This is a genomic window from Massilia polaris (genome assembly GCF_012927275.1).
In the GTDB taxonomy this organism is placed as follows: domain Bacteria; phylum Pseudomonadota; class Gammaproteobacteria; order Burkholderiales; family Burkholderiaceae_D; genus Telluria_A; species Telluria_A polaris.
Window position 1 is genome coordinate 408,935 of record NZ_JABBGG010000002.1, and the last position, 24,587, is coordinate 433,521.

The window sequence follows — 24,587 nt, forward strand, 5'->3', positions numbered from 1 at the left end:
ATGACCAGTAAGCTCATCGAAAACACCATTCGTCCGGACGTGCGCGCACTGGCCTCATACCATGTGCCCGACGCGAGCGGCTACATCAAGCTCGACGCGATGGAAAACCCGTATCCGCTGCCTGACCGCCTGCGTACCGAACTGGCGATGCGCCTGGCCGACGCGGTGCTGAACCGCTATCCGATCCCCACCTACGGCACCCTGAAGCAGAAGATTCGCGCCAACCTGGGTGTGCCGGAAGGCTTCGACGTCATCCTCGGCAACGGCTCCGATGAAATCATCAGCATCGTTGCGACCGCGGTGGCGCGCAGCGACCGCCGCGCCGTCATCATGGCGCCGGTGCCGGCCTTCGTGATGTTCGCGCGCTCGGCCCAGATGGCCGGCTGCGACTTCGTCGGCGTGCCGCTCGGGGCCGACTTCTCGCTCGACCGCGAAGCGATGCTTGCCGCGATTGCCCAGCACAAGCCGGCGGCGCTGTTCCTGGCCTACCCGAACAACCCGACCGGCAACCTGTTCGACGAAGCGGACATGGAGGCGATCATCGAGGCGCTGGGCGACACCGGTATCGCCGTCGTCGACGAAGCCTACGGCCCGTTCGCCCAGGCCAGCTTCATGGACCGGCTGCCGCGCTATCCGAACCTGGTCGTGATGCGCACCTTGTCGAAACTCGGCCTGGCCGGCATCCGCCTCGGCTACCTGGCCGCCAGCCCGGCCTTGCTCGAACAGCTCGACAAGGTGCGCCCGCCGTACAACGTCAATGTGCTGACGCAGGTTGCGGCCGAATTTGCGCTCGATCATATCGCGGTGCTGAACGCCCAGGCCGACGCGCTCAATGCCGCCCGCGGCGAGCTGGCTGCGAGCCTCGCCACGCTGCCCGGCGTGACCGTTTTCCCTTCACGCGCCAACTTCCTGCTGGTACGCGTACCCGATGCCGATCATGCTTGCGCGCAACTTTTAGCGGACAAGATCATGATCAAAAATATGAGTAAAATGCACGGACTGCTGGCGAATTGCATCCGTGTTACCGTGAGTACTCCAGAAGAAAATTCCGCCTTCGTCGAAGCCCTGCGGGGCGCGCTCGAAACGCGCTGATTTCCTTCAACGAGTTTGCATTGATGTCGTCTTAACCGAGCCATTTTCATGACCCGCACCGCAGAAATTACGCGCAACACCAACGAGACGAAAATCCGCGTCGCGATCAACCTTGACGGCACCGGCCAGCAAAAGCTGAACACCGGCGTGCCCTTCCTGGACCACATGCTCGACCAGATCGCGCGCCATGGCCTGATCGACCTCGATATCGAATGCATCGGCGACCTGCACATCGACGCCCACCACTCGGTCGAAGACACCGGCATCACGCTCGGCATGGCGGTGGCCCAGGCGATCGGCGACAAGAAGGGCATCCGCCGCTACGGCCACGCCTACGTGCCGCTGGACGAAGCGCTGTCGCGCGTGGTGATCGATTTCTCGGGCCGTCCCGGCCTCGAAATGCACGTGCCGTGGAAGCGCGCGATGATCGGCAATTTCGACGTCGACCTGGCGCACGAATTCTTCCAGGGTTTCGTCAACCACGCGCTGGTGTCGCTGCACATCGATAACCTGCGCGGCGAGAACGCCCACCACCAGTGCGAGACCGTGTTCAAGGCTTTCGGCCGCGCGCTGCGCATGGCCGCCGAGCTGGACGACCGCGCGCTTGGCACCATCCCGTCGACCAAAGGCAGCCTGTAACCAACCGACTGCCGACCCTCATGAATAAAATTGTTGTAGTCGATTACGGCATGGGCAACCTGCGCTCCGTCGCGCAGGCGCTGCGCGCGGTGGCGCCGGAAGCAAACGTGCTGATTTCCGGCGAGGTGCTTGATATCGACAGTGCCGACCGTATCGTGCTGCCGGGCCAGGGCGCGATGCGCGACTGCATGCGCAGCCTGCGCGAATCGGGCGTCCAGGAAGCGCTGCTGCGCGCCGCCAAAAACCGTCCGATGATGGGTGTGTGCGTGGGCGAGCAGATGCTGTTCGACGTCAGCGAAGAAGGCGACACGCCGGGCCTCGGGCTTTTGCCCGGCAAGGTGGTGCGTTTCCAGCTCGAAGGCCGCCTGCAGGACGACGGCTCGCGCTTCAAGGTGCCGCAGATGGGCTGGAACCGCGTGCGCCAGTCGGCGCCGCACCCGCTGTGGAACGGCATCGAGGACAACAGCTACTTCTATTTTGTGCATAGCTATTATGCGCAGCCGGAGCAGGCGTCGGACGTGATCGGCGAGACCGATTACGGCGGCGATTTCTGCTGCGCGGTCGCGCGAGACAACATCGTCGCCACCCAGTTCCACCCGGAGAAAAGTGCAGCCGCAGGACTCACGCTGTACAAGAATTTCGTCCACTGGAATCCCTGACTTAACCACTCACCAACCAAGAATATCGCCATGCTGCTCATTCCTGCCATCGACCTCAAGGACGGTCACTGCGTCCGCCTGAAACAAGGCGACATGGAACTTGCCACCGTATTTTCCGAAGATCCCGCCGAGATGGCGCTGCACTGGCTGAAGCAGGGCGCGCGCCGCCTGCACCTCGTCGACCTGAACGGCGCCTTCGCCGGCAAGCCGAAGAACGAGGCGGCGGTGAAGGCCATCCTGAAGGCGGTGCAGGACTTCGCGGTTGAAAACGACATCGACGAGATCCCTGTCCAGCTGGGCGGCGGTATCCGCGACCTCGACACCATCGAGCGCTACCTCGACGCCGGCATCAGCTACATCATCGTCGGAACCGCCGCGGTCAAGAACCCGGGCTTCCTGCACGACGCCTGCGGAGCCTTCCCCGGCCACATCATCGTCGGCCTCGACGCCAGGGACGGCAAGGTCGCAACCGACGGCTGGAGCAAGATGTCCGGCCACGAAGTGATCGACCTGGCCAGGAAGTTCGAAGCCTACGGCGTCGAATCGATCATCTACACCGACATTGGCCGCGACGGCATGATGGGCGGCGTGAACATCGAGGCGACCGTCAAGCTGGCGCAGGCCGTGAAGATCCCGGTTATCGCATCGGGCGGCCTGCACGACCTGGCCGACATCGAAGCGCTGTGCGCGGTGCAGGACGAAGGCATCGAAGGCGTGATCTGCGGCCGTTCGATCTACGAAGGTACGATCAACCTGGAAGAAGCACAGGCCCGTGCCGACGAACTGACCGAAAGCGACCTGGCCGATCGCGGCCCGGCCTAAATATGCTCGCCAAACGAATCATCCCCTGCCTTGACGTGACCGACGGCCGCGTCGTCAAGGGCGTCAACTTCACCGAGCTGCGCGACGCCGGCGACCCGGTGGAGATCGCGCGCCGCTACGACCGGCAGGGCGCCGACGAAATCACCTTCCTCGACATCACCGCGTCAAGCGATGGCCGCGACCTTATTTTGCACATCATCGAGCAGGTGGCGTCGTCGGTATTCATCCCGCTGACGGTCGGCGGCGGCGTGCGCAAGGTCGAGGACGTGCGGCGCCTGCTCAATGCGGGTGCGGACAAGGTCAGCATGAACACCTCGGCCGTCACCAATCCGCAGCTGGTATTCGACGCCTCGCAGAAGCACGGTTCGCAGTGCATCGTGGTGGCGATCGATGCCAAGCAGGTCGCGCCCGGCAAATGGGAAGTGTTCACCCACGGCGGCCGCAACGCCACCGGCCTGGACGCGGTCGAATGGGCGCGCAAGCTGGAAAGCCTGGGCGCCGGCGAGATCCTGCTGACCAGCATGGACCGCGACGGCACCAAGTCGGGCTTCGACCTGGGGCTGACGCGCGCGGTATCGGACGCCATCGGCATTCCGGTGATCGCCTCGGGCGGCGTCGGCGGCCTGCAGGACCTGGCCGACGGCATCAAGCAGGGCCACGCCGATGCGGTTCTGGCGGCCAGCATCTTCCACTACGGGCAGCACACGGTCGGTGAAGCCAAGCGCTTCATGGCCGGGCAGGGCATTCCGATGCGCCTCGCCTGACCGGCTCCCAAGGACAACAGGAACAGCGTATGGTTACAGTAGCGAGTACGGCGCCGAACGCCAAATGGCTCAAAAAGGTCAAGTGGGACGAGCACGGCCTGGTGCCGGTGATCGCGCAGGAGGCGGGCAGCGGCGACGTGCTGATGTTCGCCTGGATGAACCGCGACGCCCTGTGCAAAACGGTGGAGCTGGGCGAGGCGGTGTACTGGAGCCGGTCGCGCAAGAAGTTGTGGCACAAGGGCGACGAATCGGGCCACGTGCAGAAGGTGCTCGAGATCCGCCTCGATTGCGACGAGGACGTGGTGCTGCTGAAGATCGAACAGGCCGGCGGCATCGCCTGCCATACCGGACGCCATTCGTGCTTCTTCCAGAAGTTCGACGGCGACGTCATCAGCGGCGACTGGGAGGCCGTCGATCCGGTGCTGAAGGACCCCGCCACCATCTATACCAAACCGAAGAAGAAAAAATGAGCCAGACCTTAGCCCGCGTGGCCGAAACCATCGAAGCGCGCAAACCTGAAAACGGCGGCGATGCCGCGACCTCGTATGTCGCCAGGCTGATGTCGAAGGGCGACGACGCCATCCTCAAAAAGATCGGCGAGGAAGCGACCGAGCTGGTGATGGCCGCCAAGGACGTGCGCGCCGGCGCCGACCGCTCGAAGGTCTTGTACGAATGCGCCGACCTGTGGTTTCATTCGATGATACTGCTAGCCCGCTTCGACCTCAGCCCGCAGCAGGTGCTCGACGAGCTGGCGCGGCGCGAAGGCCTGTCCGGCATCGAAGAAAAAGCGTCCCGCAAAGAATAATCGACCCTGGAAGCCAACATGACCAACTGCATTTTCTGCAAGATCGCTGCAAAACAGATTCCATCGGATGTCGTCTACGAAGACGACGAGTTGCTGGCATTCAAGGACATCAACCCTGCGGCGCCCGTGCACCTGCTGGTGATTCCCAAGCAGCACGTCGCCACGCTGTCCGAATGCAAGGACGGCGATGCCGCGATGCTGGGCCGTATGATGGCGCTGGTGCCGAAGCTTGCCGCTGAACATGGTTGCGCCGTCAGCTACGATGGCGATGGCCAGCCGAGCGGCGGATACAAGACGATGATTAACAGTGGCCCGGATGGCGGCCAGGAGGTGTACCATTTGCACTTGCACATGTACGGCGGTCCGCGCCCGTGGAAGGGCCAGCGCTAATTCTGACGTAGCCAGGCGCATCGCGTAAAATACCGCAGGTTTCATGGATATGGGCCGTTGTTGCCCGCAAGGAGAAAATGATGGGTTCAATGAGTATTTGGCACTGGCTGATCGTGCTGGTCGTAATTCTGCTGGTGTTCGGCACCAAGAAGCTCGGCAACATGGGCGGCGATATCGGCAAGGCAGTCAAGGGTTTCAAGGACGGCGTCAAGGGCGAGGAAGACAAGCCGGCCACGCCTGCTGCAACCCAGCATGTCGCTGACAAGACCACGATCGACGTCGACACGAAAGAGAAGACGAAGCTGTAAGCCGGCCCGGCGTGCCTTGTGCACGCCTGCCAGCCAAGGTTTCACCCTCAATGATCGATCTCGGACTCTCCAAACTCGCCATTATCGGCGTGGTGGCACTGATAGTCATCGGCCCCGAAAAGCTGCCCAAAGTGGCGCGGATGGCCGGGACTTTGTACGGGCGTGCCCAGCGCTACCTGCACGACATCAAATCCGAAGTCAGCCGCGAAATCGAGCTCGACGAGCTGCGCAGCCTGCAGAAGGAAGTGCAGGAAACCGCACAGTCGATCAAGGAAAACGTCGAGCACAGCCTGGCCGAGAGCCGCGACGATGTCGAGGCAGCCTGGCGCGGCCATGATTCGTCGCCCGGCGTGACGGCCACGATGGACGACCTCGAACGCAAGGCGCGCGATTTCCGGCGCAAGAAACTGGTGCGCAATTCAGCCGTTCCCGGCTGGTACAAGAAGCGCCATGGCGGCAAGACCCACATCATGTCGGGCGCGGCCCGCGTACGCAAGTTCCGCCCCGCCGTCCAATCCAAATCTTCGTTCTTCTAAATGACTGAAAAAGCTGCGGGCGAAGAGACCTTTATCTCCCACCTGATCGAACTGCGTGACCGCCTGGTCAAGGCCTCGATCGGCATTGCCCTGATGTTCGGCCTGCTGGCGCTGTGGCCCGGCCCCGCCGCCATCTACGACATCCTGGCCGCGCCGATGATCGCCGCGCTGCCGGTCGGATCGAAAATGATCGCCACCGGCGTCATCGCGCCTTTCCTGGTGCCGATGAAGGTGACGCTGGTCATCGCCTTCATGCTGGCGCTGCCCTGGGTGTTCTACCAGGTGTGGGCCTTCATCGCGCCGGGACTGTACGCGCACGAGAAAAAGCTGGTGCTGCCGCTGGTGTTCTCGTCGTCGCTGCTGTTCATCGGCGGTGTCGCGTTCTGTTACTTCTTCGTGTTCGGGCGTGTGTTCGCCTTCATTGCCGGGTTCTCGCCGCAGTCGATCGCGGTAACGCCGGACATCGAGAACTATCTCGATTTCGTGATGTCGATGTGCCTGGCGTTCGGCGTGACCTTTGAAGTACCGGTGGTGGTCGTGATCCTGGTGCGCATGGGCATCGTCACGGTCGCCAAGCTCAAGGAAATCCGCTCCTACGTGATCGTTGGCGCTTTCGTCATTGCCGCCATCGTCACTCCTCCGGACGTGGTCAGCCAGCTGGCGCTGGCCATCCCGATGTGCCTGCTCTACGAGCTGGGCCTGTTGCTGGCGCCGGTGTTCGTGCGCGCCACCCAGGCGCCTGAAGAGCCGGTCTGAGTCAAACCCTGCGCACGGTTCCGCGCGCAGGGCTCCCTTTCCTTACGGACAGTTACCGATCACGTAATACCCGGCCGAAGTCTGCGCCAGCGCGTTCGTGTAGAAGCGGTGTCGGTGTCGGCCGTGGCAGCGACCGGCGACGCGTTGACCTTCACGCCGTTACGGTAGACGTTGTAGCCGGTCGCACCGGACGCGGCGCTCCACGACAGCGCGATCGAGCTGGCAGTGCGCGTCCCGACGGCCAGCCCGGACGGCGGCAGGACTGCGGGCGGCGCACGCATTGCACACGCGCACGCTGCTGACCTACAATGCGGTTTCTAATGGATAACGAGGGATTCCCATGAGCATGTGCGAACACGCCAGGTTGATGGCGCAGTACAACGAATGGATGAATACGAGGCTGTACGGCGCGGCGCTGACCCTGCCGGCGGACGCGGTGTTGGCCGACAAGGGCGCTTTCTTCGGCTCGCTGTACGGCACGCTGAGCCACATCGTGCTGGGCGACACCATCTGGCTCAAGCGCTTCTCCATGCACCCGGCCGCGCATGCCTCGCTGGACCCGGTGCGCGCCATGGCGGCGCCGGCCAGCTATGACGAGCGCGAGGGGAATCTGGAGGCGCTGCGCGAACGGCGCATCGCGCTGGACAAGATCATCGGGGAATGGGCGGCGGAACTGGCCCAGGCTGACTTCGGCCACGTGCTGAAGTACAACAACGTCAAGGGCATGCCGTTTTCGCGCCCGTTTTCCGGCCTGGTGACGCACTTCTTCAACCACCAGACGCATCACCGCGGGCAGGCCACTGCCTTGCTGTCGCAGGCCGGCGTCGACATGGGCACGACCGACCTGCTGATGCTGGTGCCGGAGGCCTGACCCGCCCTACTTCATCAGCTCGCGGATCATGCGCACCGGGGCGCTGCCGAAGCTGAGGAACTGTTCGTGGAAGGCCTTCAGGTCGAAGCGCGGGCCGAGCGCCTGGCGGCGTTCCTCGCGCAGGTCCATGATGTCGCTGTAGCCGCTGAAGTAGCTGGTCAGCTGCACCGAACTGACTTTCGCGCGGTGCCATTTTTCGGTGGCCTCGCTGCGGGTCTGGAAAGCCTGGCGCACCAGCATGTCCATCGCTTCGGCTTCGCTCGTGCCCAGCACGTGCACGCTGTAGTCGAGGAGCGTGTTGGTCACCACGCGCAGGTTCCACTTCGACCACATCAGCCACATCTCGGGCGTGTTGTCGCCATAGCCCGATTCGAGCATCATGCGCTCGCCGTACACCGCCCAGCCTTCCACCATCGCGCCGTTGCCGAACAGGGACTTGACCAGCGACGGCGATTTGTTCGCGTACACCAGCTGCGCGTAGTGGCCCGGGATCGCTTCGTGGATATTCAGGATCTGCAAAATCCAGTGGTTATATTCGCGCAGGCTGCTTTCGGCCTGCTCCGCCGTCATGCCATCGAGCGGCGTGACGTTGTAGAAGGTGCGGTCCTGCGGGCGGTATGGACCGGGCGCCTCGATACTCGCGCCGGCCACGCCACGCTGGTACATCGGCGTTTCGCGTACTTCCAGCGGCTTGTCGGGGTCGAGCGTCAGCAGGTTTTTACTGGTCACCCATTGCTGCAGCTGCGGGATCTGGCGGCGGATCTCGGCGAAGAACTGTTCGCGAGGCACGTGGTTTGCCGACAGGCGGTCGATCACCATGCCGATTTTCCTGATGCGGTCGGTGGGCTTCGGCGTGGAGCCCATCACCTTCGGCCACAGTTCGTCGGACAGGACATCCATGCGCGCGTGCAGCTGCTCGCGTGCGGCCTGCGCCTTGCGGTAAGTCTGTTCAGCCGAATTAGCGGACTGGATGTCGTACCCGAACTTCGGTTCGTACAGCGCTTTGCCGATGCGGAACGAGCGCGCATTGCCAGCTGCCTGCTGCTGCTTGTCCAGCGCGATCAGGAAGTCGACGTAGCCAAGCAGCGCAGTGCCTGCGTTGGCGATGCGCGATGCGAACAGGTTCTTCTCGGCCGTCGTCAGGATCGATTCCTGAGCCGCCTTGCCAAGTTCGGCCAGCACCGCGAAGGTGCCGGGCGCCTGTGTCAGTGCCAGCTGCAGGTGTTCATGCGTCGGATTCTTGATGCTCGACTGCGCCGCCGCATAGTAGGCCGGTACGTGGGTGATCCGCTTGAGCAGGGTGCGCAGGCGCTGCGGCTTCGAGGCGTAGGGCGTGTTCAGGACCACGTCGATCGGCTGGGCGATGTTGTACAGCGCCGGGTTCCACTCGTATTCCTTGAACGTGGTCAGGTACCAGCGGTCCGCTTCCAGTTTGCCGACCAGCAGGGCGAGGTCGGTGCGCTGCTTGTCCGAGAGCTTGTTCGGATCGAGCTTGCCGAATTTTTCCAGCCACTCGTTGGCGAAGGCCAGCTGCTGCGCGCGCGTGGCCGTACTCGGGATGGTCAGGTTGGAGGCGCCCTCGTATTTGCCGACGGCGATCGCGCCTTCCGGGTTGATCTTCCACAGCGCTACCAGGAACTGCATGCTGCGCGTATTGAACGTGCGGTCCTGCGCCTTGTCGTTGCTGGCGGCGGCTGCTACCGGCGCGGCGGCCATGACGGCCTTCTTCGCGACCGGGGCTTTGGCCTTGGCGGCTTTGCCCTTGATGGCTTTGGTGACCTTGGCCTTGCCCTGCTTCTTCGGCTTGGCCGCGCCGACTGGCGCCAGGGCGAAGGACGTAAGCAGGACAGCCAGGGCTATTTTCGTTTTAATCATTGTGGTGGCCTCGTAAATACTTGGGCGTGAAGCGTGATGGGCACACGCGCGACGGGCCGCCAGATTAGCATTAATCGCCAAAGCGGAGCCCGTTTTGTAACATCAGCCGGACGTCAGTGTCCCAACCCTTCCTGAAGCATGCGCAGCATGTCGGTGGGGGACATGCGGGCCGCCGCGTCGCTGCCATCGAGCAGGCTGTCGGCCAAGTCGCGTTTGTGCTTGTGCAGGTCGACGATGCCTTCCTCGATGGTGTTCTTCGCGACCAGGCGGTAAATCGTCACAGGGCGCTGCTGCCCCATGCGGTGGGCGCGGTCGGAGGCCTGGTCTTCCACCGCCGGATTCCACCACGGGTCCATGTGGATCACGTAGTCGGCGGCGGTCAGGTTGATACCGACCCCGCCCGCCTTCAGGCTGATGAGGAAGACGTCGCCCTCGCCGGCCTGGAAGGCGTCGACGCGGTCCTTCCGCGCCTGCATCGACGTGGCCCCGTCGAGGTACTGGTAGCTGATGCCGCGCGCATCGAGGTGCTGGCGGATTAGGGTCAGATGGTCGACGAACTGGCTGAATACCAGCACCTTGTGCTTGTTGTCCAGCAGGTCGTCAAGCAGGCGGCCAAAGACGGTCAGCTTGCTGCTCTGGAGTCCCAACTCGGGCGCGACCAGCTGCGGGTTGCAGCAGGCGCGGCGCAGCTTCATCATCTCGGCGAGGATCTGGATTGACTTCTGGCTCTCCGGCCCCTCCATCGAGGCCAGCTTGGCCAGCGCATCGCGCCGCAACGATTCGTACAGCGCGGCTTCGTCTTCGGTCAGGTCGACCGGCAGGACGATCTCGGTGCGCGGCGGCAGCTCGGACAGCACCTGCGCCTTGGTGCGGCGCAGGATGAACGGCTGGATCAGGCGCTTGAGGCGCGCGCGTGCCCCGGCGGCCGCTCGCTTGTCCTGTGCGCGTTCGATCGGGCCGGCGAACTTCAGGTTGAACTGGTCGCTGGTGCCGAGCAGTCCCGGATTAATAAAGCGGAACAGGTTCCACAGCTCACCGAGGTGGTTTTCCAGCGGCGTACCGGTGGCCACCATGCGGAAGTCGCCTTGCAGCGCCATCACCGCGTGCGAGCGCTTGGTGGCGGTGTTCTTGATTGCCTGCGCTTCATCGAGCACGATGGTGTGCCACTTTACCTTGGCGAACATGTCCGCTTCCAGCTGCAGCAGGCCGTAGCTTGCGATCACGAGGTCGAACGGCTGTACATCGTCGAGCATCGCGCCGCGGTCGCCCGCGCCGAACAGCTTGACGTTCAGGGTCGGCGCAAAGCGGGCTGCCTCGCTCATCCAGTTCATGCACACAGAAGTTGGGGCAACCACCAGCGTCGGGCCTTGCGGGGCGCGCGACAGGATCAGCGCCAGCGCCTGCAGGGTTTTGCCGAGTCCCATGTCATCGGCCAGGCAGGCGCCGACGCCCCAGTGGGCCAGCCGCGCCAGCCACTCGAAGCCTTCAACCTGGTAGTCGCGCAGCTCGGCCTGCAAGGTCGACGGAAGTTGCGGAGAGAAGGCCGCACTGGCGTCGATCCGCTTGAGGTGTTCCTTCCACAGTTTGTCGGCCTTGACGCCGCCGGCGTCCGCGGCCAGTTCCTGCAGCGCGAAGCTGGCCAGCGGATGCACGCGCACGCCGTCGCCGTGCTGTTCGCCGAACGAGGCTAGCTCCATCAGGCGCCGGTGCAGCTCCGAACTCAGGGCCACGAACTGGTTGTCGCCCAGTTCGACGAAGCGTCCTTTGCTGGACTTGAGCATCTCGAGCAGCGTGCGCAGGTCGAGCACCTTGTCTTCGTCGACCTGCACTTCGCCGTCCGCCGCGAACCAGTCCTTGTCGCGCTTGATGGAGATGCGCACCGATTTCGAATCGACCTTGCGCGTCACCCGGAACGACTGGCCTTCCGGCCAGGCGACCGTCACCTTCGCCGGATCCTGCTCCTGTAACTGCGCGAGCAGTTCGAGGCAGGCAACCGGCTGGCCGAGCAGCCATTCGCCGTGATCCGATTCCGCCTCTTCAAGGGCGATACAGGCGCCAACCAGCTGGCGCTCGGCTTCGCGTTCGGCGTTCAGGTCACGCTTCGCTTCGGTGCGCACGCCTTCGACGTCGGCAATCACGCTCTCGGCGCCGCTGCCTGGCGGGTAGTACGCGCCAGTGCCTGGCAAGGGGCGCACCAGCACCTGCATCCTGAGTCCGTGCTGGTAGGGCAGCAGGTGGACGTGCATGCGGCCGTCCGCTGCGACCTGGGCGATGTCCGCCGCGCTGCTGCCGATGTCCGACTGTACGGTGACGATCGACGAAATCGCGCTGATCGCCTTGAGCACCTGCTTTTCCGCGTGCAGCGGCACCACCAGCCCTTCGCCAATGATGGCCCCGACGCTACGGTGTTCCGGCCTGACGCGCACCACGCGCAGGCGTGTCGGCGTTTCGCGCGTGACGCACACGTCGTCGTCGCTGGCGCAGATGGGCGGCTGCATTGTGATCGTGACGGTATCGCGGTGCGCACGGACCAGCAGTTCCGGTTCGCCCGGCAGCACCTCGACACGGGTACCAGGAGAGTTTTTCCAGAAAAGCAGGGGATGGCCGACCAATTCGAGGACGGCCTTGCCCGCGTCAAGCACGAACTGGTTGCCTGCATAGTAGCGGTGCGTTTCAATCAGTGCGATCGCCGCCAGGTCATGGGCGCTGACGAAGTCCAGCTCCTTCGCCTCGTTGTGCAGCCGTTTCAGGCTGACCGGCCGGCCCTTGCTCCAGCCGCCGCGCGCGTCGCGGCGCTGTTCCAGCGGCTCGACGTCGCGCACGCCGTAATTGGCGTCGTAGTCGATCAGCCATACCAGGCGGCCTTCCTTGACCACCTCGGTGCTGGTGGCCGGCTGCAGGTTGATCAGCGCATTGAGCTGGCGCTGCCATGCTTCCTCGCGCTCGAACCACATGGTCATGTCAGGCAGCCGGTGGCGCTGGCGCAGTTCGATGGCGCGCTGTTCGTGCACGATGCTGCCCAGATGGCCGAGCAGTCCGGCCAGTTGCGCCGAAATGAAATCGAAGCCGGCCAGCTCGGATTGCTCGAGCATCTGTTCGAGTTCGGCGCGGCGTCCCGCCAGTTGGGGGAGCGAGAGCCAGTAGTGCATCAGCGCGCGGAACATAAAGGGCTGCAGCGCCGTTTCCCAATTCCGCGATGGCAGCACGTCGACATCGACGGTGCCGCCGCGGATCCGCCGCAGCATGCTCAATTGTTCATACACCGGCGTGTCGTGGCTCTGCACGGCGCGGGTGGCTGTATCGAGGTAGGTTTCGGCCAGCTTGTCGCCCTTCGCATCGGACGAACGGATCAACGCAAGCACGTAAAGGTGGCCGCCGATGCCGGAGAAGCACATCTTGCGCTTGCCGGTCTCGCGCCGCAGCAACTTGAGGGCCTGGTCGAAGCTGGCCAGTGCGGAGGCGTGCCCGTCGCGCAGCAGCTCGATCACGCTGCGGAAGAACAGCGCCAGCGAGGCGTCGAGGTCGGACAGCAGCTCCGACGCGTCGTCCAGCCGGCCGCACAGGATCAGGTGCTCGGCCAGCACAATGCGCAGGCTCATCGACGCAGCATGTTTCGCCACATGGCGTTCGGCGTACGCGCGCACAGCGGCAGCGCTGGCGGGGTCGCGCTGGACGTGGCAGACCACGACCGTCAGCACCTCGTCCACCAGCTGCGGATGAATGTAGTCGATCAGATCGGGGTCGAACGGGCGTGCGCAGATGTCGACCAGCGGGTGCAGGTAGGCCGCCTCATGGCACTCCAGGCAGGCGGCGAGCAGCGTGGCGATATGGCGCGGGTCGTCCCTGCCGAACAGCGCCATGCGTAGCAGCGCAATCCCCTGGCGGTAGCTGCGCAGGATGAAAGAACCTTGCCAGTCCTTGCGCAGCGGCGTGCACTCTTCGTACGCCTGCCGCAGCGGAAGCAGGATACGGCTGTCGACCGCATGTTTGATGGCCGGCCATGCCGCATGCGGTGCAACGGCGTATCCGCGTCCTGTAATGGTGCTGGCCAGGTCTGCCTTGCGCAGGCGCGCAATGCTTGCGTCGGCGTCAAAGGCCGGCAGGCCCGCCGCAGCCATATGTTCCTTGATACGGACGGCGCCCATCGGTTCGCCCGCGAGCGCCAACAGGGCCAGTACCAGCTTGTCTTCTGCCTTGAGTGAATCGAAAGCGGTCATTCAGTTCCCGGCATGTTTTCAATCTCCACTGGAGCAGGGGCGCCGGGCGCCGCCAGGCCGAAGATGCGCTGGTAGAAGTACAGTTCCGCTTCGAGGGTGCGCACGATGCTGTCGGCCTTGCGGAAGCCGTGGCCTTCGCCTTCGAGCGTCATGTAGGCCACAGGCACGCCGCTGGCGCGCAGGGCGTCGACCATCATCGACGACTGCTGCGGCGGCACCACCTTGTCGTCGAGTCCCTGGAAGAAGATCATCGGGCGCTTCAGCTGGGCGGTGTGGTTGATCGGGGAGCGCAGCAGGTACAACGCATCCGATTCCGGTTTCGGCGCGATCAGGTATTCGTTGTAGTGCGATTCGAACTTGTGCGAGTCGGCGTCCAGTCCCGCGAGGTCGGATACGCCGTAGTAGCTCGCGCCGGCCTTGAACACGTCATGGAAGGTGAGTGCGCATAGCGTGGTCAGGCCGCCCGCGCTGGAGCCGCGGATGACCAGGCGCTCGGGGTCGGCGAGGCCGCGCATGGCGAGGTAGCGCGCGCCGCAGACGCAGTCCTCGACATCGACAATGCCCCACTGGCCTTTGAGCGAGTCGCGGTAGTCGCGCCCGAAGCCGGTGCTGCCGCCGTAGTTCACGTCGAGCACCGCGAAGCCGCGGCTGGTCCAGTACTGGGTCGCCAGCTTCAGGGTGCTGGTCGCCATCCCGGTCGGGCCGCCGTGGCCGATGACGATCAGCGGCGGCTTGCTGCCGGTTCCCGGATGAACGTCCGCGTTGCATGGTGGGTAGTAGAAGGCATGCGCGGTGCGCCCGCCTGTGCTGGTATAGCTGATGCTCTCCGGGACAGACAGGTAGCCGGCCGGCGGCAGTTCGGTGATCGAGTGCGCGAGTACATCGCGCAAGCCGCTTGCCAGGTCGATGCGCGCGAGTTCGAGCGGAATGGCCGGGGCGCCGCCCAGCAGCGCGATGGTGTCGCCGGACACGCGCAGCTCGCGGATCTCCTGGTACGTATTGGCGATCGGTTCAAGCTTGCCGCTGCCTGTCGCAAGCCGCGCCAGCCGGCTGACGCCGTTTTCGATGAAAGTGCAGATGATCTCGGCGTCCGAGCGGAAAGCGTACATCGAAGCGCCGAAGCTCCAGTGCGGGCCGCCGAATTCGGCGGTCCGCTTGCACAGTGGCTGCACCGCGCCGCCGGCGAGCCGGTACAGGTTCCACCAGCCGCTGCGGTCCGACACGAAGTGCAGCACGCCGGCCGGCGACCATTCGGGCTGGCAGATCGATTCCTCAGGGCCGCCCGCGACCAGGCGCGCATTCGACACGGCGCCGGTTTCATCGAGGTCGGCCAGCCACAGCTCGGTTCCCTGCCACGGCATGCGCGGGTGGTCCCAGCTTAGCCACGCGAGTGAACGGCCGTCCGGGGACAGCCGCGGCGCCGCGTAGAAGTCCGCGCCCTGCACCAGCACCGTCTCGCTGCCGTCGAAGCCGACCGCGCACAGCGTGTTGACCGGGTAGGCGCCGCCTGCGCCGTGGTCTTCGCGAACCGACACCAGGCGGGCACGCGCGCTGTCGACCACGAAATCGGCGTAGCGGTTGGCGCCCGCCGCAGTCAGCGCAACTGGCGCTTCGCCGTCGGCCGCCATATACAGGCGGTTGTCGGCGAAATGCGAGAAGTAGGCGACGCCGTTGGCGACCAGGCTCGCGCCGCCGCCGTATTCATGCACGCGCGAACGCACATTGAATGGCGCCGGCGTGATTTCAGTCACCGTGCCGCCGCGCTGGCGCATCAGGGTGGTGCGCCCCGCCTCGCTGGCGCGGCCGACCAGCCAGTAGCAGTCGGCGCCGTCCAGCGCGACCTGGGACAGCGGCGCGGCGCCGGCGGCCACCATGCTGGCGCTGATCGGGGACGGCCAGGCGCCGAATGGGGCGGTTTGTTCAGGTGAGGTCATGGGGGATTCGCGCAGGTTGGGGGCAAGGCAGCATGATAAAGAATACACCGCGGCGCTGCAATCGCGCCCGCTGCATGCGCTTTGCCAGGTCCGGGAGTGCGATAATAGCGCCTTTCCCCAAGCCTTATTGTCAGCCATGCCACAATTCGCCCCGCTCCAGAACGACACCTTCCTGCGCGCGCTCCTGCGCCAACCGACCGACTACACCCCGGTGTGGCTGATGCGCCAGGCGGGGCGCTACCTTCCTGAATACCGCGCCACGCGCGCGCGCGCCGGTTCCTTCCTGGGCCTGGCCAAGAATCCCGACTACGCCACCGAAGTGACGCTGCAGCCGATCGACCGCTACCCGCTGGATGCGTCGATCCTGTTCTCGGACATCCTGACCGTGCCGGACGCGATGGGCCTCGGCCTGTATTTCGCCGACGGCGAAGGCCCGAAGTTCGAGCGTCCGCTGCGGACCGAAGCCGACGTGCTGGCGCTGCGCGCGCCGGACCTCGGCTCGCTCGACTATGTCTTCAACGCCGTCACCCAGATCCGCACCGCGCTGAACGGCCGCGTGCCGCTGATCGGCTTCTCCGGCAGCCCGTGGACGCTGGCCTGCTACATGGTCGAAGGCGGCGGCTCCAAGGAATGGCACATCATCAAAAAGATGCTGTACAGTCGCCCGGACCTGATGCACCACATCCTGAAGATCAACGCGGCGGCGGTGGCCGATTACCTGAATGCGCAGATCGATGCGGGCGCGCAGGCCGTGATGATCTTCGACTCGTGGGGCGGCGCGCTGGCCGACGGCGCCTACCAGGAGTTCTCGCTGAACTACATGCAGGAAGTCCTGAACCGCCTGAAGCGCGAAAAAGACGGCGTGCGCATTCCTGCGGTCGTGTTCACCAAGGGCGGCGGCCTGTGGCTCGACCAGATCGCCGGCATCGGCGCCGACGCCGTCGGGCTGGACTGGACCGTGAACCTCGGCCGCGCACGCGCGCTGGTCGGCGACAAGGTGGCGCTGCAGGGCAACCTCGACCCGGCGATCCTGTTCGCCAACCCGGACCAGATCCGCGCCGAAGTGGAGCGCTCGCTGACCGCCTACGGCACGCCGTCGGCTGGCCACGGCCACGTCTTCAACCTGGGCCATGGCATCTCGCAGTTCACGCCGCCTGAGTCGGTGACGGCGATGGTCGACGCGGTACATACTTTCAGCCGCAAACAGCGGGGCGTTTGATGTAGTTCGACTACAAATCGGGCTGGCCATCGACCCTGGCCAGCTCTTTCCTAGCATCAAGACGCGCGGCGAAAATCACACTTATTCACATATTGCATTTATTGCATTAAATTCGATGCTCAGCCGTTGTTGCCGTGGAAGAGAATTTTCAAGTGCTTGATAATAAACAGATTTTTATTTTCAGCGACCAAACCAAACTGTTCATAAATTAGGCATTCTCCCTGTGAAAATGGCAGTTTTTGATCATTATCCACAAAGTTATCAACAGGCAGTGTGGATAAACAAAAAATGTCCTGCGTTTACCGGGACTTACGCGAAAAGCTCATGCATCGGGTGAGGTACTTGTTGCGCCGCATGATATTTTTGTCACGTATTTATTGCACAAGCTTACGCTTAAAGTAAATATCTCTGGCCGACCTTCAAAAAAGGCGTGCCGGTCCAGCAAGCTGCAATCGAGCAATAAAGCGACTACAAAAACTTCGTTTGAACGATTAGTTATGCACAATGGGCGTGAAGCGCTACCAAAAAACACTGTGTATAAGTACAGTTCGCAAGTGATTGAATTTAAAAGAAAAAATTTATTTGATTTTTTGCGGAGCCCTGCATGTCTTGTGCAAAGCACAAATTTTTTGCCCTGAATCCAGAGTTTGTTCACAAAGTTGTCCACAACTTCGTGCACAGCGCAGGCATCCCGCGCACGAGCGACTTTTCGGTCGATCCGACGGTGGAAAACGCTGACCGGACCCCGTCTTGATGAGCTATTGCATCCTCCGCGTCGCGCTCGACACCCCCCTCGACAGCTGCTTCGACTACCGCTGGCCGTGCGAGCCCGGGGCCGAGCCGGCGGTGGGCCAGCTGGCGCTGGTCAGTTTTGGCCCGCGCGAAGTAGTCGGGCTCATTGTCGGGGTCGGACACGAAACCGACGTGCCGCCTGGGAAGCTGAAGAGTGCGCTGGCCGTCCGCAGCCAGTTGCCGCCTTTGTCCTTGCAGTGGCTGGCGCTGGCCGCCTTCGCCGCCGACTACTACCAGCGTCCGCTCGGCGAAGTGGCCCTCCCCGGGCTGCCCAAGAACCTGCGCGTGCCGACCACGGTCAACCTGGACCGCGCGCTCAAGAAGATGGACAAGCTCGACGCGGTGCACGACGCCACTCCGATCTCGGTGCCGGTGCTGAACGACGCCCAGCAGCAGGCCGCCGACGCGATCGGCGGCGCAAGCGGCTTCACGCCGATCCTGCTGTATGGCGTCACCGGCAGCGGCAAGACCGAGGTCTACCTGCAGGCCTGCTCACAGGTGCTCGAGCGCGAAGCCGACGCCCAGATCCTGATCCTGGTCCCCGAAATCAACCTGACGCCCCAGCTGGAAGGGAATATCCGCGCGCGCTTCCCGGGCGTGATGCTGGCGACCCTGCACAGCAGCCTGTCCGAGGGCGAGCGCATGCTGCACTGGCTGGCCGCGCACCAGGGACGCGCGCGCATCATCCTCGGCACGCGCCTGTCGATCCTGGCCTCGCTGCCGCAGCTGAAACTGATCGTCATCGACGAGGAGCACGATCCCTCGTACAAGCAGCAGGAAGGCCTGCGCTACTCGGCGCGCGACCTGGCGGTGTGGCGCGCGCGTCAGCTCGCCATACCGATCGTGCTCGGATCGGCCACGCCGTCGCTGGAAAGCTGGCACCACGCCGGGTCGGGCCGCTACCGCAAGCTGGAGCTGCGTGAGCGCGCCGTCAAGGATGCCGTGCTGCCGCGCGTGCGCCTGCTCGACATGGAACGCGACAAGCCGAAAGACGGGCTGACTTCGCACCTGATCGCGGCGCTGCGCCAGCGCATGGAGCGCGGCGAACAATCGCTGCTGTTCCTGAACCGGCGCGGCTACGCCCCGGTGATCTCGTGCGACGCCTGCGGCTGGATCAGCGAATGCACCCGCTGCACCTCCCACATGGTGCTGCACAAGCCCGAACATCGGCTGCGCTGCCACCACTGCAGCCTCGAGATGCGCATCCCGCGCCACTGCCCGACCTGCGGCAACGTCGACCTGCAGCCGCTCGGGCGCGGCACCCAGCGTGTCGAGGAAGGGCTGCAGCAGATGTTCCCCGACGCGCGCATCCTGCGCATCGACGCCGACTCGACCCGCCGCAAGGGCAGCGCCCAGGCGGCGTTCGACACCGTGCACCGCGGCGAAGTCGACATCCTGATCGGCACCCAGATGGTGGCCAAGGGCCACGACTTCAAAAAGCTCACGCTGGTCGGCATCCTGAATCCGGATACGGCCTTGTTCTCGCAGGACTACCGCGCCAGCGAACGCCTGTTCGCGCAGCTGATGCAAGTGGCCGGGCGCGCCGGCAGGGCCGCGCGCAACGAAGGCGGCAGCACCAGCGAAGTGCTGGTGCAGACCCGCTACGCCTCGCATCCGCTGTACGGCGCGCTGGTGAAGCACGACTACGACCGTTTCGCCGACTCGCTGCTCGACGAACGGCGCGGCGCCGCACTGCCGCCCTACATGTACCAGGCGCTGCTGCGCGCCGAAGCGCGCGAGCTGGCCATCGCCATCGAATTCCTCGAAGCGGCGCGCGACGTCGGCGCGGTCGAAGGCATCACGATCAACGACCCGATCCCGATGACGATGACGCGCGTGCACAACGTCGACCGCGCGCAACTGCTGGTGGAGTCGCCCTCGCGGCCCGCGCTGCAGGCCTTTTTGAAGGAGTGGATCGTGTCGCTGCGCGAGATGAAGAGCCGGGTCAAGTGGTCGCTCGAGGTCGACCCGCTCGACATCTGACCGCGCCGCAAGCGCCATGCGGCGGATTTCAATAGAATCAAGCCTTGATCCACCTACCAGAGCGGGGACAGCGATGAACAAGTTGACAGTGGACGTAGCGGTGATCGGGACCGGAACCGCGGGCCTGTCGGCATATCGCGCCGCCCGCGCGCAGGGCAAGCGCACCGTACTGATCGAAAGCGGGCCATACGGCACCACCTGCGCCCGCGTCGGCTGCATGCCGAGCAAGCTCCTGATCGCCGCCAGCGAAGCGGCCCACATGCTGCAGGCGGCCGCCGGCTTCGGCGTGCATGCCGGCCAGGTGCGCATCGATGGACAGGAAGTCATGGGCCGGGTGCGGCGCGAACGCGACCGCTTTGTCGGCTTCGTGCTCGAAGGCGTCGACAACATCCCCGCCGAAGACAAGCTGCTGGGCCACGCGCGTTTCACCGGCCCGCACTCGCTGCAGGTCGATGACCACACCAGCATTGAGGTGTCGCGCGTCGTCATCGCCACTGGCTCACGACCCTTCCTGCCGGCAGAACTGCGCGACGTGGGTCCGGGCGTGATCGTCAGCGACCAGGTGTTCGACTGGACCGACCTGCCCGAATCGGTGGCTGTCATCGGCACCGGCGTGATCGGGCTCGAGCTGGGGCAGGCGCTGCACCGGCTCGGCGTGCGTGTGTCGATCTTCGCGCGCGGCGGCAGCGTCGCCCAGATCAGCGATCCTGAAGTGCTGCACGTCGCGGCGAAGGTGCTTGGTGCGGAACTCGACCTGCGCTTCCAGCACAAGATAGTGAGCGCGCGCCAGGACGGCGCCGACGTGCTGTTGACGACCCGCGACGGCGCCGGCGCCGAGCGCATCGAACGGTTCCAGTACGTGCTGGCGGCCGCAGGCCGCGCGCCGAACGTCGACAACATCGGCATCGAGACCACCGGGCTGGAACTGGACGCCAAGGGTATTCCGCTGTTCGATCCGCTGACGATGCAGTGCGGGACCAGCGCCATCTTCATCGCCGGCGACGCCAACAACGAACGGCCCTTGCTGCCCGAGGCGGCCGACCACGGCAAGATCGCCGGGGACAATGCCGGCCGCTATCCCGGCGTGCATCCGGGGCTGCGCCGCGCGCCGCTGGCGATCGCCTTCACCGAGCCGCAGGTAGCGACGCTGGGTGCCTCATACCGCGAGCTGTGCGCCGGTGGACGCCACAAATTCGCGGTAGGGAAGGTATCGTTTGAAAACCAGGGACGCAGCCGCGTCATGCTGCAGAACCACGGCGTGCTGCGCGTGTATGGCGAATACGGAAGCTGCCTGTTCCTCGGCGCCGAGATGATCGGGCCGCGCGCCGAACACCTGTCGCACACGCTGGCCTGGGCGTGCCAGATGCGCATGACGGTGCCGCAGATGCTGGAGATGCCGTTCTATCACCCGGTGATCGAAGAAGGCATGCGTACGGCATTGCGCGACCTGGCCGCCGAACTAGAAAAGGGCGCGCCCGCGCAGAGCAAAGCGCCCGACTGCACGCCGGGCGTTTAGCCTGCGTCAGTTGATGTAATCGCCGTCCAGGCGTCCCGACGCCGCCATCTCGCGCAGGATTTTGATCGTATCGATGTCGGCCGCCTGGTAGTGCGAGCGCTTGATATCGTCGTACATCTCGCTGGCCGGGTCGGACGACGCCGCGTGGCCGTCGTCGTAGGTGAAGCGCACGAACAGGCGGCCTTCGGCAGGCGCCTCGATCGCCATCACCAGGCTGGAAGCGACGATCTCGCCCTGTGCCGGCACCTCGTAGCGCACGGTTTCCATCGGCGTCAGGCGCACATGGTCAAGCACCACCAGCTGGCCGTAGCGCAGGCGGCGGCGGAAGCCCGCTTCCGTCTTCTGGTCGATGGTCGCCTCGTCGAGCTGGGGCACGAACAGCATCGGCGCCTCGGCGCGCAGCACCAGGCCGCGCCACAACTGCGCGCGCGTGATCGTATCCATCAGCGGGTTGAGCAGGTCGTTAATTTCAATCAGGTGTTCAAATATCATAAGGCACGCCATGTAAGTTAAGGCGTGATGGTAACGCAATGGGCGGATTGGCACGCAGAACGTCATTCGTGCGCGCCAAAAACCACCCTTGCGCATAGACTATTGCGCATCAGATATACCTTTCTAAAGAATCGACGGAGAGCGAAATGAAGTACAGGCGCGCCAAGTACATGGCCCAGCTCCAGGCAAGCCAGCGGCAGAGTATCGACCTGGTCACCCAATCGATTGCCAAGCGCAGCTCGATCACGCGCAGCCAGATGGAAGAGCCGGACGAATCCACGGTCGGCGAGCGCGCGGCGGACGCGGTGGCGACGTTTGGCGGTTCCTGGACCTTCATCATCGTGTTCGGGCTGGTGCTGGCGGCCTGGGTCGGCACTAACTCCTTCCTGCTGGCCAAGAACGGCCACAAAGCCTTCGACCCCTACCCGTACATCCTGCTCAACCTGTTCCTGTCGATGCTCGCCTCGGTGCAAGCGCCGCTGATCTTGATGTCGCAGAACCGGCAATCGACGATCGACCGCGAGAACGTGCAGAACGACTACGAAGTGAACCTCAAGGCCGAGCTCGAGATCATGGCGCTGCACGAAAAAGTCGACGCCCTCGCCGAGCAGCACAAGGAACAGCTACGGCTGCTCCAGCAGCTCACGGCAACGACCGCCTCCGCCTAAAAATCGGGGTCCGTCCCCGGGGACACCAGCAGCTCACGGCAACGACCGCCTCCGCCTAAAAATCGGGGTCCGTCCCCGGGGACAGACCCCGGTGACGGCGGCGCTTGCGCTACAATGGGCGGCTGTTTCTTCCAAAGAAGTCCCTCCCGATGTCCTCTGCTCCCAAGTTTGGCCTGAACGTTCCCCAGAGCGAAGCCGTGATGTATCTCGACGGCCCTTGCCTGGTGCTGGCGGGCGCCGGTTCGGGCAAGACGCGCGTGATCACGCAGAAAATCGCCCACCTGATCGAGGACCGCGGCTACGATCCGCGCACGATCGCGGCGTTGACCTTCACCAACAAGGCGGCGCTGGAGATGCAGGAGCGTATCGCCAAGCTGCTCAAGCAGCCGCGCCAGGCCAAGCAGCTGACCGTGTCGACCTTCCACTCGCTGGGCGTGAAGATCCTGCGCCAGGAGGCGAACGGGGTCGGGCTGAAGGACCGCTTTTCGATCATGGACAGCGACGATTGCTTCGCGCTGGTGTCCGACCTGGCGATCACGACCGACAAGCAACTGGTGCGCCGGATCCAGAATTCAATTTCTCTGTGGAAGAATGGCCTGGTCGACCCGGAGCTGGCCATCAAGGGCGCCAAGGACGAGGACGAGGCCCAGGCCGCGCGCATCTATCGCAGCTACGTCGCCACGCTGGCCGCTTACCAGGCGGTGGATTTCGACGACCTGATCCGCCTGCCGGTCGAGCTGTTCCGCAACAACGACCCGATCCGCGACAAGTGGCAGCGCCGCCTGCGCTACCTGCTGATGGATGAGTACCAGGACACCAATACCTGCCAGTACGAGCTGGTCAAGCTGCTGGTCACCGGCATCGGCAAGAAGCCGATGTTCACCGCAGTGGGCGACGACGACCAGGCCATCTACGCGTGGCGCGGCGCCTCGGTCGAGAACCTGAAGACGCTGGGCGATGATTTCCCCGACCTCAAGGTGATCAAGCTCGAACAGAATTACCGTTCCACCACCCGCATCCTGCAGGCCGCCAACGCGGTCATTGCGAACAACCCGAAACTGTTCGAGAAGTCGCTGTGGTCCGAGCATGGACTGGGCGAGCCGATCAAGGTGCTCGGCATGCAGACCGACGAGCAGGAAGCCGAACAGGTGGCGATCATGATTTCGGCCGACCATTTCCAGCGCAAGAACAAGTGGTCCGACTACGCGATTTTGTACCGCGGCAACCACCAGGCCCGCATCATCGAGCAGTGCCTGCGCAAGGAGCGCATCCCGTACACGATCTCGGGCGGCCAGAGCTTCTTCGACAAGGCCGAAATCAAGGACGTCATCAGCTACCTGCGCCTGATCGCCAACGAGGGTGACGACCCGGCCTTCATCCGCGCCGTCACCACGCCCAAGCGCGGCGTCGGCATGGCGACCCTCGAGGTGCTGGGCGAATTTTCCAAGCAGTGGAACTGTTCGCTGTTCGAAGCGGTCTTCAAGGGCGGCCTCGAAGCCAAGCTGCCCGACCGCCAGTTGCTGCCGCTGCGTTCCTTCTGCAACTTCATCAACCAGCTCGAAGCGCGCGCCAGCCGTCCGGGACCGTCCGGCAGCGGCGAGAACGCTGCCTCGGTGCTGGACGACATGATGAAGGAAATTAACTACGAAGGTTATCTGTACGACACCTTCGAGGAACGCGCCGCGCAAAGCAAGATGCAGAATGTGTTGGAATTTACCAACTGGCTGAAAGAACGTGGCTGCGGCGGAAGAGACAAGTCCGGCGAGGAAAAAAACCTGCTGGAGCTGACCCAGATGGTGGCGCTGATGTCGATGCTGGAAGGCCAGGATGAGGAGCAGGACGCGGTCCGCATGTCCACCCTGCATGCGTCGAAAGGCCTGGAGTACCCGCACGTGTTCCTGGTCGGCGTGGAGGAAGGCATCCTGCCGCACAAGGGCGATCCGGATGCGCCGGTGGAGACCATCGCCGCCCGCGTCGAGGAGGAGCGCCGCCTGATGTACGTAGGCATCACGCGTGCGCAGCGTACCTTGCAAATCACCTGGTGCAAAAAGCGCAAGCGCGCGGGCGAGCAGGTCCATTGCGACGTGTCGCGCTTCATCAAGGAGATGGCGCTCGACGTCGGCGACGCCGTCCCGACCGAGGCCGAGACGCTGTCGCCGAAAGACCGGCTAGCCAGCCTGAAAGCTTTGCTCGCGACACCAAAAGTGTAAAAAAAGCAACTAAAACAAGCGCGCACGGTTGAATTCGCC

22 protein-coding genes are annotated in these 24,587 nt (G+C 64.2%); 17 read left to right on the plus strand and 5 right to left on the minus strand.

What is annotated here, in order from left to right; all coding sequences use genetic code 11:
• The 11 genes from hisC to tatC all read left to right on the plus strand — a co-directional run bounded on the left by hisC (position 1) and on the right by tatC (position 6,771).
• Positions 1-1,092, plus strand: a complete 1,092-nt coding sequence (hisC, locus tag HHL21_RS05720; RefSeq protein ID WP_169464278.1) for a histidinol-phosphate transaminase — start codon at positions 1-3, stop codon at positions 1,090-1,092.
• Between the two features lie 48 nt (positions 1,093-1,140).
• A complete protein-coding gene (hisB, locus tag HHL21_RS05725) occupies positions 1,141-1,731 on the plus strand; it encodes an imidazoleglycerol-phosphate dehydratase HisB (protein WP_169464279.1) in 591 nt (196 codons plus the stop codon).
• Between the two features lie 20 nt (positions 1,732-1,751).
• Complete coding sequence (hisH, locus tag HHL21_RS05730; RefSeq protein WP_169464280.1) at positions 1,752-2,390, plus strand: imidazole glycerol phosphate synthase subunit HisH; 639 nt, start codon at positions 1,752-1,754, stop codon at positions 2,388-2,390.
• Positions 2,391-2,420: 30 nt separating this feature from the next.
• Positions 2,421-3,212, plus strand: coding sequence for a 1-(5-phosphoribosyl)-5-[(5-phosphoribosylamino)methylideneamino]imidazole-4-carboxamide isomerase (gene hisA / locus HHL21_RS05735; protein WP_169464281.1), 792 nt, complete (start codon positions 2,421-2,423; stop codon positions 3,210-3,212).
• A 2-nt stretch (positions 3,213-3,214) separates the two neighbouring features.
• Entirely contained in the window at positions 3,215-3,976 is a 762-nt protein-coding gene (gene hisF, locus HHL21_RS05740; protein WP_169464282.1) for an imidazole glycerol phosphate synthase subunit HisF, read from the plus strand.
• Positions 3,977-4,005: 29 nt separating this feature from the next.
• A complete protein-coding gene (gene hisI / locus HHL21_RS05745) occupies positions 4,006-4,446 on the plus strand; it encodes a phosphoribosyl-AMP cyclohydrolase (RefSeq protein WP_169464283.1) in 441 nt (146 codons plus the stop codon).
• Positions 4,443-4,781, plus strand: a complete 339-nt coding sequence (locus tag HHL21_RS05750) for a phosphoribosyl-ATP diphosphatase (RefSeq protein WP_169464284.1) — start codon at positions 4,443-4,445, stop codon at positions 4,779-4,781. Before hisI ends, HHL21_RS05750 begins: the two co-directional genes overlap by 4 nt.
• A gap of 18 nt (positions 4,782-4,799) precedes the next feature.
• Positions 4,800-5,171, plus strand: a complete 372-nt coding sequence (locus HHL21_RS05755) for a histidine triad nucleotide-binding protein (RefSeq protein WP_169464285.1) — start codon at positions 4,800-4,802, stop codon at positions 5,169-5,171.
• An 80-nt stretch (positions 5,172-5,251) separates the two neighbouring features.
• Positions 5,252-5,479: a Sec-independent protein translocase subunit TatA gene (tatA, locus tag HHL21_RS05760; RefSeq protein WP_169464286.1), complete on the plus strand. Its 228-nt coding sequence runs from the start codon at positions 5,252-5,254 to the stop codon at positions 5,477-5,479.
• A 50-nt stretch (positions 5,480-5,529) separates the two neighbouring features.
• The gene (tatB, locus tag HHL21_RS05765) at positions 5,530-6,015 is read left to right on the plus strand and encodes a Sec-independent protein translocase protein TatB (protein ID WP_169464287.1); all 486 of its coding nucleotides are present in this window, start codon (positions 5,530-5,532) and stop codon (positions 6,013-6,015) included.
• Positions 6,016-6,771, plus strand: a complete 756-nt coding sequence (tatC, locus tag HHL21_RS05770; RefSeq protein ID WP_169464288.1) for a twin-arginine translocase subunit TatC — start codon at positions 6,016-6,018, stop codon at positions 6,769-6,771. It begins immediately after the preceding gene.
• 59 nt (positions 6,772-6,830) lie between these two features.
• On the opposite strand, the gene HHL21_RS05775 is transcribed toward tatC, so the two are convergent.
• Positions 6,831-7,052, minus strand: coding sequence for a hypothetical protein (locus tag HHL21_RS05775; protein WP_169464289.1), 222 nt, complete (start codon positions 7,050-7,052; stop codon positions 6,831-6,833).
• A 59-nt stretch (positions 7,053-7,111) separates the two neighbouring features.
• Between HHL21_RS05775 and HHL21_RS05780 the strand changes: the two genes are divergently transcribed.
• Positions 7,112-7,642, plus strand: coding sequence for a DinB family protein (locus HHL21_RS05780; RefSeq protein ID WP_169464290.1), 531 nt, complete (start codon positions 7,112-7,114; stop codon positions 7,640-7,642).
• Positions 7,643-7,648: 6 nt separating this feature from the next.
• Here HHL21_RS05780 and HHL21_RS05785 read toward each other — a convergent pair whose 3' ends face one another.
• The 3 genes from HHL21_RS05785 to HHL21_RS05795 all read right to left on the minus strand — a co-directional run bounded on the left by HHL21_RS05785 (position 7,649) and on the right by HHL21_RS05795 (position 15,668).
• Positions 7,649-9,517, minus strand: coding sequence for a DUF885 domain-containing protein (locus tag HHL21_RS05785; RefSeq protein WP_169464291.1), 1,869 nt, complete (start codon positions 9,515-9,517; stop codon positions 7,649-7,651).
• Between the two features lie 113 nt (positions 9,518-9,630).
• Positions 9,631-13,734, minus strand: a complete 4,104-nt coding sequence (locus HHL21_RS05790) for a DEAD/DEAH box helicase (protein ID WP_169464292.1) — start codon at positions 13,732-13,734, stop codon at positions 9,631-9,633.
• Positions 13,731-15,668 carry a dipeptidyl-peptidase 5 gene (locus tag HHL21_RS05795; protein WP_169464293.1) on the minus strand — a complete coding sequence of 646 codons (1,938 nt, stop codon included), beginning with the start codon at positions 15,666-15,668 and terminating at the stop codon, positions 13,731-13,733. The genes HHL21_RS05790 and HHL21_RS05795 overlap by 4 nt, the downstream gene beginning before the upstream one ends.
• Before the next feature lie 136 nt (positions 15,669-15,804).
• Between HHL21_RS05795 and hemE the strand changes: the two genes are divergently transcribed.
• The 3 genes from hemE (at position 15,805) to HHL21_RS05810 (ending at position 21,178) form a co-directional block, all read left to right on the plus strand.
• Complete coding sequence (gene hemE, locus HHL21_RS05800) at positions 15,805-16,887, plus strand: uroporphyrinogen decarboxylase (RefSeq protein ID WP_169464294.1); 1,083 nt, start codon at positions 15,805-15,807, stop codon at positions 16,885-16,887.
• A gap of 753 nt (positions 16,888-17,640) precedes the next feature.
• Positions 17,641-19,662 carry a primosomal protein N' gene (locus tag HHL21_RS05805; protein WP_169464295.1) on the plus strand — a complete coding sequence of 674 codons (2,022 nt, stop codon included), beginning with the start codon at positions 17,641-17,643 and terminating at the stop codon, positions 19,660-19,662.
• 73 nt (positions 19,663-19,735) lie between these two features.
• Entirely contained in the window at positions 19,736-21,178 is a 1,443-nt protein-coding gene (locus tag HHL21_RS05810) for a dihydrolipoyl dehydrogenase (protein WP_169464296.1), read from the plus strand.
• Between the two features lie 6 nt (positions 21,179-21,184).
• Here HHL21_RS05810 and HHL21_RS05815 read toward each other — a convergent pair whose 3' ends face one another.
• A complete protein-coding gene (locus HHL21_RS05815; protein ID WP_169464297.1) occupies positions 21,185-21,670 on the minus strand; it encodes an SRPBCC family protein in 486 nt (161 codons plus the stop codon).
• A gap of 146 nt (positions 21,671-21,816) precedes the next feature.
• Here HHL21_RS05815 and HHL21_RS05820 point away from each other — a divergent pair, with 146 nt between their 5' ends.
• A complete protein-coding gene (locus HHL21_RS05820) occupies positions 21,817-22,338 on the plus strand; it encodes a DUF1003 domain-containing protein (protein ID WP_169464298.1) in 522 nt (173 codons plus the stop codon).
• Positions 22,339-22,487: 149 nt separating this feature from the next.
• Positions 22,488-24,548: a UvrD-helicase domain-containing protein gene (locus HHL21_RS05825; RefSeq protein WP_169464299.1), complete on the plus strand. Its 2,061-nt coding sequence runs from the start codon at positions 22,488-22,490 to the stop codon at positions 24,546-24,548.
• Positions 24,549-24,587: the final 39 nt, after the last annotated feature.